We start from the raw sequence: 13,712 nt of genomic DNA on the forward strand, positions 1-13,712 counted from the left end.
GAAATGTGGAATTAAAAATAAGTGGATTTACCAAAATAGAAAATAATTTAGCTACTAAAAAGTCAACTAACCAAAGTGAAAAATCTTATTCCTTTAACGAAGTGTTAAACAATATATCTTCTAATAAAGATAAAAATATTAGTACAAAACAGGATATTCAACAAGATAATAAAAACTATTTAATTAAAGATGAAAACATAAATAATAAAGATAACAGTATGATGTCAAAATTGAACAAAGAGGATATACAAAAAATAAAGGATAAATTAGAGGAGCAAGGTTTTTCTAAGGAGGAATTAGATTCTATAAAATCTTTAGAGGATTTAAAGAATTTAGTAGAAAAGATTAAAGATGCTGGAGATTTAGATAGCTTTGTAGCTTTAGCTAACTCTATATTACAGTGCTTATATTCTGGACAAAATGTAAAATCAGGTAAAGAATTAGAACAAAATTTAGATAAATTAAAAGTTTTACTGAATAATTTATCTGAAGGTAATGGGAATAAAGAACAATTGCTAATGGAGATAAAAGATATTTTGGGTGAAGAATTTAATAAGCTAAATCTTACAGAAAAAAATTCATTAGATAAAGATTTGTTAGAAACTTTTTCAAATAAGCTTCAGACACAAATTGAAAAAGAACCTAATGAAGAAAAAGTAAGCCTTCTAAAAAATATTAAAAATGAAATAAAAAATATTTTGAAGGAAGAATCTAATAATAATAAATTATCTGTAGAGCCTAAAATAAATGTGGATGAACCATTAGTATTAGAGGAAGAAACTGATTCTTCTAATTTAAAAGAAAATACTTCTAAAGAGGATAAACTTTTAAAGGGACTTTTAGAGGATAAAGAACAGTCAGCAGGAGAAAAAATAAATAAAGCTGTTAATTTTATGTCTCATATTAAAAATGCTACAAATATAAATGAATTATCTTCGAAAGAAAATTTAGGTAATTTAGTAATCAATAAGAACACTATGAATGCTGACATAATCAAATCTATAAAGTATATGGAATTAAATAACGTAAAAGATTTAACAGTAAAAATAATGCCAAAAGAGCTGGGAGAAGTATTTATAAAACTAACTATGGAAGGTGGCATTATGAAAGCTAATATAGGAGCAACTACAAAAGAAGCCTATAATTTATTGAATTCCAATATGCAATTAATAGAAGACAAGCTTCAGAATTCTGGTATAAAGGTACAAGAACTATCACTAAACATATACAACGAAGATACAACCTTTTTTAAACAGGGCAATGAAAAAGGGAAAAATAGTAATCCGTCAAAGTCAAACGATAAAGCAGATTTATCCTCAATGGATGAAATGCCAGAAGAAGAAAATATAAGCACTATAGATGGTAATGTAAATATCTTAGCTTAATATGTTAAAAGAATGGAATGGAGGTGGAATATATGCCAACAGCAATTAATTCAAATTATTCCCCTTATGCTGGGAAAACAAAAACCGATGATAAGAAAGAAGACGAAAAAGGAATAATAGAAAGATCCAATGAGGCCACTGAAACTAAAACAGAGAGAGGTACTAGGATTGTAAAAAAAGGACAAGACCTTGATAAAAATGCTTTTTTTAAGATTTTAGCTGCGGAACTTGCAAATCAAGATCCTACAAATGCAAAGGATGGAACAGAATATGTATCTCAATTGGCACAATTTTCATCTTTAGAGCAAATGGCTAATTTAAATAGCATGATGAAATTGACAGGAGCGTCTAGTTTTATAGGTAAAGTGGTTCTACTTAGAAAGTTTGATGAACAGGGTAATCAATATGCGGGAATAGTAAGAAATGTAATAAAGAATGGTGATGAAGTTAAATTAAGTATAGAGTATGAGCCAGGAAAAGTTGGAGAATTCCTTATGGAAGATGTGCTAAATATTACAGATGATATAAACGAAAACTCTAAGTATAATAATGATTTATTAAATGCAGTAAGTTTAATAGGAAAAAATGTACTAATGGATGATGGAAAAGAAAAATTGTCTGGTGTGGTAAAAGGTGTAGTTAGAAATGGTTTAGGAGTAAGTATTAAAGTTACCATAACAAAAGATGGTAAAGAACAAGATATATATGTACCATTTGAATATGTAACAAATGTTCAAGAAGATGGGGACTTTGGTGATATTGAAAATCCAGACGAAAAACCTTCTGAAGGAGGGGAAGAAAATAAACCTGAGGTAGAAGAAAAGAAATAAGGATGTGAAAAAATATGTCATTTAAAATTATAAATGGTAAATTACATTTAATAGAAGACTATAATTATGCATCCTTAAAAAACAAAAATATTAAGAGTGAACATAAAGTAGGAAGCTTTGAAGATGTATTAAATAAAAAACTAAATGATACTGATAAAGCTAACAAAAAAAACAAGGAAGAAAGTTTTATAATATCAAAGCATGCCTTTGATAGGCTAAAAACTAGAAATATAAACCTATCAGAAGAAGATATGAATAGCATAAATAAAGCTATAAATATAGCTGATAAGAAGGGAAGCAGGGAGTGCTTAATATTATGCAAGGATGCAGCTTTAATAACCTCTATAAAAAATAGAACAATAATAACAGCTATGACAAAGGAAGAAAGCAAAGATAATGTGTTTACAAATATAGATAGTGCGGTAATAATATAAGCTGGACCTTTTTAGGAAGCTTTACTTTGTAGAATGAAAGATACAAAGTTATTACCCCTTAAAAATTGGAGGAATTTTATATGTTAAGATCAATGTATTCAGGTATAAGTGGACTTAAAGCACAACAAACAAAATTAGATATAGTAGGTAATAATATAGCTAATGCTAGTACTACAGCTTTTAAATCTCAAAGTATTAGATTTCAAGATATGTTAAGTCAAAATATGTCTAGTGCAACAGCACCAAGTGCTAATTTAGGAGGTACGAATCCAAGGCAAGTAGGATTAGGTGTACAAGTAGCAGGTATATTCACTAAGTTTACTACAGGAAATATGCAAACTACAGGTAGAAATTTAGACGCGGCTATAGATGGATCAGGTTTTTTTGTGGTAGGAAGAGGTCCGCTGCAAGAGGGACACAGTGATGATTATATTACATTAGATAATACTAAACATGAAATAAAAGATGGTAAAAATATGGAAATAATGTTTACAAGAGATGGATCTTTTTCATTAGATCCAAAAGGGAATCTTTTAACAGCAGATGGATTAAGAATATTTGGATATGAAAATACCAATGCCCAAATAAAATATTCTGTAGCAGATAATAAAAAACAAAATGTTATTGAAAAGCCTACGGATTTTGATGCAGCACCTACTTTTGGAGATGTTCTAAAGCCTCTTACTATACCAGATGAAATAGGAGAAGGTGACGAGGCTGTAAGAGTAAGGTCTTTTACTATAGGTAAAGATGGGGTTATTACAGCATTATTAGTAAATGAGAAATCAGTAGCTATAGGACAAATAGCTATGGCTTCATTTAAGAATGATGGTGGACTTGAAAAAATGGGTAAAAATCTTTATAAATCATCAGGTAACTCAGGTGATCCTATAATAAGATCTAAAAACGGAGATACTACTAATGATAATAGTAAAGGATATGGAGATATGCTTAATGGTATGATTGAAATGTCTAATGTAGATTTGGCAGAAGAATTTACAGAAATGATAGTTGCTAATAGAGCATTCCAAGCGTGCGGTAAAATGATAACTACAGGAGATGAAATACTTCAAGAATTAGTTAACTTAAAAAGATAATAGTTAATAGGTAAAGCTTAACTTAACAGAAATAAAAAATGATGTAATAGTTAATAGGTAAAACTATTAGCTATTACATTAAACATAAAAAACAAAAATTTTTAAAACTTTAACTAACAAAGGGGTGTTTAAAATGATTCAGCTTACAGGTATGAACCGAGAAAGTTTTACTTTAAATGCAGAACATATTGAAAAAATTGAACAGGTACCAGAAAGTTTGATTACTTTGGTAAATGGGAAAAAGTATATAGTTATAGAAACACCAGATGAAATAATAAAAAAAGTTAAAAAGTACAAAAGTGACATAATCACTTTAGGCATACAGGGGGAGTTTAGGAAATGAAGAAGAGAGATATATTAACACCTATAGGACTTGTTCTTTGTTTTGGATTAGTTATATGGGGAATGTCTACAGGTGGATCTAATCTTAAAGTGTTTTGGGATTTAGCATCTGTATTTATAACCATAGGTGGATCTCTAACAGCTATGTTAATTACCTATCCTATAGATGAATTTAAGAGACTTTTTGTAGTTATAGTACAGACATTTAAAGATAATGGAATGTCTAATATAGATGTTATTCAAAACTTTGTAGATTTATCTAGAAAGGCTAGAAGAGAAGGTCTTCTTTCTCTAGAAGATGCTATAAATAATTTAACTGATGATTATATGAAAAAGGGCTTAAGAATGGTAGTAGATGGTATAGAACCAGAAACTATAAGGGAAATTATGGAACTTGAAATAGATGAAATGGAAAAAAGACATAAATCAGGAGCAGACATGCTTAAAACCTGGGGAGGATATTCACCAGCCTTTGGTATGATAGGTACATTAATAGGCCTTATACAAATGCTTGCAAATCTTACAGACTCTAGTACTATAGCTTCAGGTATGGGAAAAGCTCTTATAACTACATTCTATGGTTCTGTAATGGCAAATATGGTATTTAATCCTATGGGAGCAAATTTAATGTTTAAAAGTGGAGTAGAAGCTACCACAAGGGAAATGGTATTAGAAGGAGTTTTAGCAATCCAATCAGGAGTTAACCCAAGAATAATGGAAGAAAAGCTAGTTAGTTATCTTTCACCAACAGAAAGACAAGCTTATAGTAAAGTACAAGTATCTGGGGAAGGAGTAGCTCAAAATGGCTAGGAGAAATAAAAAAGGTGGTGGAGGAGATGAAATAAGAGGTGATGAATGGCTTGCAACCTTTTCCGACACCATAACCTTATTGTTAACTTTCTTTATATTACTTTATTCTTTTTCTAGTGTAGACGCTCAAAAGTTTCAACAGGTGGCCTCTGCTATGCAGGTAGCCATGACAGGTCAATCTGGAGACAGTATTGTAGATTATAATATGAAAAATGGGGATATACCTTTAGTAGGAGAAACAACTAAACTTGGAAGAGAAACAGGTTCTGATGCAAAGGATGTATATAAGGAAGTAAATAAATTTGTAGATAAAAATAATCTTAAATCTTCTGTGGAAGTAAAAGAAGATGGCAGAGGAGTTATAATACAGCTTAGAGACAATGTACTTTTTGAAATAGGTAGAGCTGATATTAAGCCACAAAGTAAACAAATAATGGACAAAATAAATGGTTTAATAGCAACACTACCAAATGAAGTAATTGTAGAGGGACATACAGACAATGTACCTATTAAAAATGAAGTATATGGTTCAAATTGGGAGTTGTCTACAGCTAGGGCAGTTAATGTTTTAAGATATTTTGTTGAAACTAAAAAACAAAATCCAGTAAGATTTACCGCGGCAGGATATGGAGAATATAGACCAATAGCACAAAATAATTCTGATGTAAATAAGGCAAAGAATAGAAGGGTAAATATAGTTATAGTTTCAAAAGAAAAGGAGAGTAGCAAAAAATGAGCGAGAAAAATGTAGAAAAAAAAGATAGCAGTTTAAAAAAAATAATAATAATAGTTGTTGTTTTAGCTATAATAGGCGCAGGAGCTTTTGGAGGATACATGCTTTTTGCAAAGAATAAGAAAGGTGCTAATAGTGCTAATCAAATGCCTGTAAACAATACTAATGTTATAAATTCTCAGCAAACTAATAATGGAATGTATCCACAACAGGTAGTAGTTTCATCTAAAACTTACTCTTTAGATGAATTTTTAGTTAATTTAGCAGATGAAGATGGAAAAAGATTTGTAAAAGCAAAGATTTTTATAGGTTATGAAGAAAAAAAATTAGCTAAAGAATTAGAAACAAAGAAACCTATATTAAGGGATGCGGTTATAAGCGTTTTAAGGTCTAAAAAAGCTGCAGATATAAATCCTAAAAATATTGATAAAATAAAAGTAGAAATTATAAATAAGATTGCTCCTATGCTTGAGAAGGGAAGAATTAATAGTATCTATTTTGATGATTTAATAGTACAATAGAAAATGTAAAAATAATATAAATTTTAAAAGCTTTTAATAAAAGTGATTTTAAGTGTTGAAGGGACATAGTTATGGATATGGAATTTATTGGAATGATTTTTAAAACTATTTTTGCCTTGGCTTTAGTGCTTTTACTTTTGTATTTATCATTAAAGTTGGGAGGAGAAAAGCTTCAAAAATTTCAAAATGGAAAATATATAAAAGTTTTAGAAAGGGTTCCACTATCAAAAGAAAATTTTGTATGTGTAGTTAAAATAGGTGAAAAAGCCTATATTATGACTTCAACTCCTCATAGTATAGAAAAAATAACAGAATTATCTAAAGATGACACAGAGAAAATAGAGAATTTAAAAATTCAATCTATACCACAGTATAATGGTTTAAAAGAATTCTTAGAAAAAAAAGAGTTAAATAAAATCTATGATAAACTTAAGTTAAATAAGCTAAAAAAGGAAGATAAATATGAAGAGAAGAAATAACAGAATAATGTTTATGGTTTTACTAGCTTTAGGTATAGTGTTTTTTTATTCTATGAAAGCCTATGCAGCTCCACAAAATACTATGCCTATACCCAAAATAAATATTTCTGTAGATAATGCTAATAATCCAACGGAGTATGTAGATAATATAAAGTTATTAATAATGTTAACTGTATTAACATTATTGCCATCTTTTATAGTAATGATGACAAGCTTTGTAAGAACAATTGTGGTATTTGGATTTTTGAGAAATGCTATGGGAACACAACAATCTCCACCTAATCAGGTAATGATCGGTCTTGCACTTTTTTTAACCTTATTTATAATGCAGCCCGTATATAGTGAAATAAATACCAAAGCTATACAGCCCTATATGAAAAATAAAATTACTCAAGAGCAGGCAGTAGAAATAGGTGCTAAACCTCTTAGACAATTTATGTTGAAGCAAACGAGGCAAAAGGATTTAAAATTATTTGTGGATTTGGCCAAGCCTAATTTTAAAGTAACAAAGGATAATGCACCTTTATATATAGTGGTACCGGCCTTTATAATAAGTGAGCTTAAAACAGCTTTTCAAATAGGATTTTTATTATTTATTCCATTTTTAATTATAGATTTGGTAGTAGCTAGTGTACTTATGTCTATGGGTATGTTTATGCTACCACCGGTTATGATATCTCTACCTTTTAAGCTTTTGTTGTTTGTAATGGTAGATGGATGGTACCTTATGGTGAAATCTTTAGTAATGAGTTTTGGTTAGGGGTGACTTAAATGAGTGAAAATATGGTTATGGGTATTATAAAAGATGCTATTCAAACAGGTCTTTTAGTATCTGCTCCTATTTTGACAATATCTATATTAGTAGGTCTTATAATAAGTATATTTCAGGCTACAACACAGATTCAAGAACAGACATTGACTTTTGTTCCAAAGCTTATAGCTGTAGCTTTAGTAGGGCTTTTAACTGGTAGCTGGATGTTACATCAATTATTAGCTTTTACAGAAAGAATTTTTGCAATGATAACTCAGATTATAAAGTGAGGAAAGTAGAAAATATGCTAGGAGAGGATTTCTTTGATAAGTGCAGCCTATGCTACAGCCATAATTTTAATTTCTTTTAGGCTTTTTATTTTTTTTAGTATGGTACCTATATTTTTCCCAAAGGGGACCCCTGTAATAGGGAAAGTTGCGTTAGCTTTAATTATAGCTTATATGTTAGTTGGTTCTATAGATATTAGTAGTATAAATACTATAAATAATTCCACTGCATTAATATTTAATATTGTAAATGAGATTTTAGCAGGAGCCATTTTAGGATATATAACTAATGCTGCTTTTGTCTGTGCAAGATATGCTGGTAACATGATGGATCTCCAGGTAGGATTTGCCATGATGACTATGTTTGATCCTAGCACTAATAGTAATGTAACCTTTCTAGAGAGAATATTATATTGGTTTAGTACCATTGTATTTTTTTTAATAGATGGTCATCATATGCTTATAAGGGCTTTAGTAGAAAGCTTCAATGTTATAAAATTAGGAGCGTTTTTTCTAAATCAAGAGGGTATAAAGCATGTTATAAATGTTTTTATACAATATTTTTACATAAGTATTAAAATAGCAGTACCTATCGTATTTATTATACTTATAACAGATTTAACTTTAGGGTTAGTAGCTAGAACAGTGCCTCAATTAAATATAATGATTTTAGGACTTCCCATTAAAATACTAGTGGGCCTTACTGCTTTTGTATTTGCATTACCTTTGTTTTTGAAAGTTTTAAACTCTGCTTTTGGGATGCTACCAGATGCTATAAGAGGTTTTTATAAAACGATACCTGTTTTAATTATTTTTGCATCAGAAGAAAAGACAGAGGAAGCAACCCCTCGTAAAAAAATGGATGCAAGAAAAAAAGGGCAAGTAGCTAAAAGTAAAGAATTAGCCCTTGCATTTACTTTATTAGCTTGTACTCTAGTGCTAGTAGCACTGGGAGAATATGGAGCTAATGAACTTAAAGAAACTATGGCAGGATTTTTAAATAATTATCTTAACATGGAATTAAACTACAATAATTTGAATTCTTTAGCTATATTAACGGTTTTACGGGTAGGTAAAATAGTTTTACCTGTGGCTTTACCAATTATGTGTTTTGGTATAGCTGCTAATTATTTGCAAACAGGATTTTTATTTACGAAAGAACCCTTAAAACCAGATTTTAAAAAATTAAACCCTATAAATGGTTTTAAAAGAATGTTTTCACTAAGAACTGTAATGGAACTTTTAAAAGATTTGACTATAATAACTGTTGTTGGGATTGTGGGTTATAAATTTTTAAAGGATAATTATTTAAAAATATTAAATTTAGGAACCTTAAGACCTTGGTATATGATAACAGGACTTTTATCCCTTGCTATATCTATATTTTTTAAGATAACTTTGATTATGCTTTTTATATCTGTGGCAGATTATGTGTATCAAAAATACCAATATAATAAGGACTTAAAAATGACAAAGCAAGAGGTTAAAGAAGAATATAAACAAGATGAAGGAGATCCTCAAATTAAATCAAAAATAAAACAAAAACAAAGAGAAATGGCTATGCAAAGAATGATGCAGGAAGTTCCTAAAGCTACAGTAGTAGTTACAAATCCTACCCACATAGCTGTAGCATTAAGGTATGAAAAAGGAGATTCTGCACCTAAAGTTGTAGCTAAAGGAGCAGATTACGTAGCTATAAAAATAAAAGATATAGCTAAAAATAATGAAGTCCCTGTAATAGAAAATAAGCCTTTAGCAAGGCTAATATATGAAAAGGTAGAAATTGATTCAGAAGTACCACAGGATATGTATGAAGCAGTAGCGGAAATATTAGCTATAGTTTATACTTTAGAAAAGAAAAAATAAACTAGGTATACAAAATGAGGTGATTTAGTGGAAGGTACTAATAATAGATTTAAAATAAAAAATAATATAGATATTATTGCAGCTTTTGGAGTTGTAGGGATTGTATTAATGATAATAATACCTCTTCCTTCTGGACTTTTAGATGTACTTTTAGCTCTTAATATAACTCTTTCTGTGGTTATAATTTTGATTACTATGTTTACCACAGAAGTTCTTCAGTTTTCATCTTTTCCGACCTTATTATTAATAACTACTCTTTTTAGATTAGGACTCAATATTTCCTCTACTAGACTTATACTAAGGGATGCCTATGCAGGAAAAATAATAGAAACCTTTGGAAGCCTTGTTACAGGAGGAAACTATGTTATAGGTATAATAATATTTCTTATTATAGTTATAATACAATTTGTAGTTATAACCAGTGGTGCATCAAGGGTATCAGAGGTTTCCGCTAGATTTACTTTAGATGCTATGCCAGGAAAACAAATGAGTATAGATGCAGATTTAAATGCAGGACTTATAGATGAACAAGGAGCAAAAGAAAAAAGGCAAAATCTTCAAAAAGAAGCGGATTTTTATGGATCCATGGATGGTGCTTCTAAGTTTGTAAAGGGAGATGCGGTAGCAGGACTTATAATAACTTTTATAAATATAATTGCAGGTATAATAATAGGAGTTGTTATGCTGAAAATGGATATAGGTACAGCAGCTCAAACTTACATAAGACTTACTATAGGGGATGGACTTGTAGGACAAATACCGGCTCTTTTAATATCTACAGCATCCGGTATATTGGTTACTAGATCTGGAAGTGACGAAAATTTGGGAACGGTTCTTAGTAAACAATTAACAGGGTTTCCAAAAGTTTTAGCCATAGCATCTGTAGTACTTTTATTCTTAGCTATGATTCCAGGGCTTCCTCATTTGGCTTTTTTAATATTAGCTATAGCTAATGCAGTGGCCGCTTATCTTTTATTTAAAGAAGCAAAAGAACAGGTTATTATACAGGAAGAAGCTCAGCAAATGGAAATTACAGAAATAGAAAGTAAAGAACCAGAAAACGTTATGAATCTAGTATCTGTAGAACCTATGGAAGTAGAAATAGGATATGGACTTATACCTTTAGCAGATGAATCCGCAGGAGGGGATCTTCTTCAAAGAATAACTTCTGTAAGAAGACAATGTGCTATTGAGATGGGAGTAGTAGTCCAACCTATAAGGATAAGAGATAACTTGCAGCTTAAAACTAATGAATATATAATAAAAATTAGAGGGACAACTATAACAAAGGGAGAGCTTATGCCTAATATGCTTCTTTGTATGGATCCTACAGGAGAAGTAGAAATACCAGGAATAAAGGGCATAGAACCAGCCTTTGGACTTCCAGCTGTATGGATTAATAAAGACCAAAGAGAAGAGGCAGAACTTAAAGGCTTAACGGTGGTAGATCCTACTACAGTTATGGTTACTCATTTAACTGAAATAATAAAGAATCATTCCTATGAACTTTTAGGAAGACAGGAAGTAAAATTAATATTAGATTCTATGAAGGAAAAATACAGTGCGGTTACAGAGGAACTTATACCAGATCTTATGACTATAGGAGAAATTCAAAAGGTTCTTCAAAATCTATTAAAAGAAAGAGTGTCCATAAAGGATATGGTTACTATATTAGAATCTTTGGCGGATAATTCTAGAAATACAAAAGATATAGAAGTTCTAACAGAGTATGTGAGATTTTCTTTAGCTAGAAGTATATGCAACCCACTAATAGATGAAAATGGAGCTTTAACCGTAATAACTTTAGATCCAAGTATTGAGCAAAATATAAACAATAATATACAAAAATCTATGCAGGGTTCTTTTCCTGCTTTAGATCCAGATACTACTAGCAGTATACTAAATGGATTAAAGCAAAAATTAGACGAAGTATATTTTTATAATAATCAAGCAGTAGTTTTGGTGTCACCAAATATAAGGCCAGCTTTTAGAAGGCTTATAGAGATGGTATTTCCAGCAGTGAACGTACTTTCTTTAAATGAAGTACCTAATGATGTGGAAATAAGAACTGAAGGAGTGGTTACACTACAATGAAAATAAAAAAATATGTAGTTAATGATATGAATGAAGCTATGACTAGAATTCGTTATGAACTTGGGACAGATGCTATAATAATAAGTCAAAGAAAAGTAAGAAAGGGAGGCTTTTTAGGCCTCTTTTCTAAAAAATCCTTAGAAGTTACTGCAGCTATAGATAATTATTCAAAGGAAAAAAAACACAATGCTAATACTGAGGATAAAATTAATAAGGGAAATAATGTAGAAGTTATCAAAAGGATGATAGAAGAAAGAAATGATAATATTAAATATGACAACAATATAAAGCATGATACTAATATATTAGATAGCTATAAGGAAATTTTGGAATCTAAAAGTGAAAGCTTTGAAAATAAGCGTTTTAAAGGGAAAGAGTTCACAGAAACAAAAGATTTAATGGATGAAATAAGAGATTTAAAGAAAATAGTTAAAGATATAGGAAAAAATGAAAAATCCTATGAAGATGAAAATTCCTCATTAATGAATTTTTTTAAGGATTTGGACTTAGAAGAAGAATTTATTGAAAAAATAATAAAAAAAGTAGGTGATTTAGAGGATAATTTAGAGGAAAGAGAGAAAATAAAAAGAGTAATAGAAAATACTATAGATATCAGATCAAATTCTGTAGATAAGGTTACTGTTTTGGTAGGGCCTACTGGTGTAGGTAAGACTACAACAATTGCAAAGCTAGCAGGTAAGCTTTCTTTAATAGATAAAAAGAAAGTAGGTCTCATAACTATAGATACCTATAGAATAGGTGCAGTAGAACAACTAAAAACTTATGCAGATATTATGAATATTCCATTTAAAGTAGTGTTTTCTATAAAGGATATGGAAAAATCTATTATAGATTTAGACTATTGTGATGTTATATTAGTAGATACTACAGGTAGAAGTAGTAAAAATATGATGCAAATATCAGAGTTAAGGGCTTTTATAGAAAAAATAAAAGAAAAATCCGTGCATTTGGTAATAAGTGCTTCTACTAAAAACAAGGATATAGAAACTATAATAAAAGGGTATACTATTTTAGAATATGAAAATATAATAATAACAAAGCTAGATGAAACTAGCACCTATGGTTCAATTTTAACTATATTAGATAAAGGTAAAAAACCTATTAGCTTTATAACTACAGGTCAAGATGTACCAGATGATATAAAGGAAGGAAACAAAGAAGAAATAGCAAAGATTGTATTAGGAGAGAATAAATTATGCTAGACCAGGCAGAAAAACTTAGGCAATTAGTAAATAATAAGGACAGAAGTGTAAATTCTCCTAAAATAATTACGGTAACATCTGGTAAAGGAGGAGTTGGGAAAAGTAATTTTGTAGTTAATTTAGCCATAACTCTTCAGAAAATGGGGAAAAAAGTATTAATATTAGATGCAGACATAGGTATGGGAAATGATGATGTATTAATGGGAGTTGTGCCTAGATATAGTATATATGATATTATATTTAACAATAAAATTATAGAAGAGGTTTTAATAAAGGGACCCTTCGGTGTTAAATTACTTCCCGCCGGTACTGCCATAACAAATTTAGAAGGTATAACTGAAGATCAAATAGAAAGATTTATTAAAAATTTATCAACTTTAGAAGAATTAGACTATATAATAATGGATACAGGTGCAGGAGTAAATAGAAGTGTATTAGGATTTGTTGCTTGTTCAGAGGAGCTTATAATTCTAACTACACCGGAGCCTACAGCTATAACAGATGCCTATAGTTTATTAAAAGCAGTATCCCATTTTAATATAAAACAAAAGGCAAAATTAGTTGTAAATAAAACTATAGATCAAGAAGATGGGAAAATTACCTATAATAAATTTAAAAATGCTGTAAATAGATTTTTACGTATAGATTTAGAGTATTTAGGATCTATACAAGAAGATAGAAAAGCAATACAGGCAGTTAGAAGACAAATACCTTTTGTATTAGCATATCCAAATTGTGATGCATCTGGGGATATAGTTAATATTGCTAAAAATATATTAGGCAATGTTAAGGATTATAATGATAATGTGAGCATAGAAGGATTTTTTAAAAAATTATTCAGTATATTTTCTTAGGGGGAT

General features: G+C 29.8%; 15 protein-coding genes. All 15 read left to right on the forward strand.

Annotated elements, in window-relative coordinates; genetic code table 11:
- The first annotated feature begins 5 nt into the window (after window positions 1-5).
- Window positions 6-1,385, forward strand: a complete 1,380-nt coding sequence (locus ACYUEW_RS00485) for a flagellar hook-length control protein FliK (protein ID WP_265204082.1) — start codon at window positions 6-8, stop codon at window positions 1,383-1,385.
- 32 nt (window positions 1,386-1,417) lie between these two features.
- A complete protein-coding gene (locus ACYUEW_RS00490) occupies window positions 1,418-2,215 on the forward strand; it encodes a flagellar hook assembly protein FlgD (RefSeq protein ID WP_265204083.1) in 798 nt (265 codons plus the stop codon).
- A 14-nt stretch (window positions 2,216-2,229) separates the two neighbouring features.
- Window positions 2,230-2,649, forward strand: a complete 420-nt coding sequence (locus tag ACYUEW_RS00495) for a TIGR02530 family flagellar biosynthesis protein (RefSeq protein WP_460275995.1) — start codon at window positions 2,230-2,232, stop codon at window positions 2,647-2,649.
- 80 nt (window positions 2,650-2,729) lie between these two features.
- Window positions 2,730-3,746, forward strand: a complete 1,017-nt coding sequence (locus ACYUEW_RS00500; RefSeq protein WP_460275996.1) for a flagellar hook-basal body complex protein — start codon at window positions 2,730-2,732, stop codon at window positions 3,744-3,746.
- A 133-nt stretch (window positions 3,747-3,879) separates the two neighbouring features.
- Entirely contained in the window at window positions 3,880-4,089 is a 210-nt protein-coding gene (locus ACYUEW_RS00505) for a flagellar FlbD family protein (protein ID WP_003484498.1), read from the forward strand.
- Window positions 4,086-4,898, forward strand: a complete 813-nt coding sequence (locus ACYUEW_RS00510; RefSeq protein WP_003484500.1) for a motility protein A — start codon at window positions 4,086-4,088, stop codon at window positions 4,896-4,898. Before ACYUEW_RS00505 ends, ACYUEW_RS00510 begins: the two co-directional genes overlap by 4 nt.
- Window positions 4,891-5,634 carry a flagellar motor protein MotB gene (locus ACYUEW_RS00515; protein WP_265204086.1) on the forward strand — a complete coding sequence of 248 codons (744 nt, stop codon included), beginning with the start codon at window positions 4,891-4,893 and terminating at the stop codon, window positions 5,632-5,634. The genes ACYUEW_RS00510 and ACYUEW_RS00515 overlap by 8 nt, the downstream gene beginning before the upstream one ends.
- On the forward strand, window positions 5,631-6,152 hold the full coding sequence (locus ACYUEW_RS00520; protein WP_265204087.1) for a flagellar basal body-associated FliL family protein: 522 nt from the start codon (window positions 5,631-5,633) through the stop codon (window positions 6,150-6,152). Before ACYUEW_RS00515 ends, ACYUEW_RS00520 begins: the two co-directional genes overlap by 4 nt.
- A 71-nt stretch (window positions 6,153-6,223) precedes the next feature.
- Window positions 6,224-6,631, forward strand: a complete 408-nt coding sequence (gene fliO, locus ACYUEW_RS00525; protein WP_030035930.1) for a flagellar biosynthetic protein FliO — start codon at window positions 6,224-6,226, stop codon at window positions 6,629-6,631.
- The gene (gene fliP, locus ACYUEW_RS00530) at window positions 6,615-7,391 is read left to right on the forward strand and encodes a flagellar type III secretion system pore protein FliP (protein ID WP_460275997.1); all 777 of its coding nucleotides are present in this window, start codon (window positions 6,615-6,617) and stop codon (window positions 7,389-7,391) included. Before fliO ends, fliP begins: the two co-directional genes overlap by 17 nt.
- An 11-nt stretch (window positions 7,392-7,402) precedes the next feature.
- Window positions 7,403-7,672 carry a flagellar biosynthesis protein FliQ gene (gene fliQ, locus ACYUEW_RS00535; protein ID WP_003404514.1) on the forward strand — a complete coding sequence of 90 codons (270 nt, stop codon included), beginning with the start codon at window positions 7,403-7,405 and terminating at the stop codon, window positions 7,670-7,672.
- A gap of 33 nt (window positions 7,673-7,705) precedes the next feature.
- Window positions 7,706-9,535, forward strand: a complete 1,830-nt coding sequence (locus ACYUEW_RS00540; RefSeq protein ID WP_257412290.1) for a fused FliR family export protein/FlhB family type III secretion system protein — start codon at window positions 7,706-7,708, stop codon at window positions 9,533-9,535.
- Window positions 9,536-9,562: 27 nt separating this feature from the next.
- Entirely contained in the window at window positions 9,563-11,629 is a 2,067-nt protein-coding gene (gene flhA, locus ACYUEW_RS00545; RefSeq protein ID WP_257412289.1) for a flagellar biosynthesis protein FlhA, read from the forward strand.
- The gene (gene flhF / locus ACYUEW_RS00550) at window positions 11,626-12,852 is read left to right on the forward strand and encodes a flagellar biosynthesis protein FlhF (protein ID WP_265204090.1); all 1,227 of its coding nucleotides are present in this window, start codon (window positions 11,626-11,628) and stop codon (window positions 12,850-12,852) included. Before flhA ends, flhF begins: the two co-directional genes overlap by 4 nt.
- A complete protein-coding gene (locus ACYUEW_RS00555; protein WP_460275998.1) occupies window positions 12,846-13,706 on the forward strand; it encodes a MinD/ParA family protein in 861 nt (286 codons plus the stop codon). The genes flhF and ACYUEW_RS00555 overlap by 7 nt, the downstream gene beginning before the upstream one ends.
- The last annotated feature ends 6 nt before the right edge of the window (window positions 13,707-13,712 follow it).

This window comes from Clostridium sp. CTA-1, from assembly GCF_054768215.1.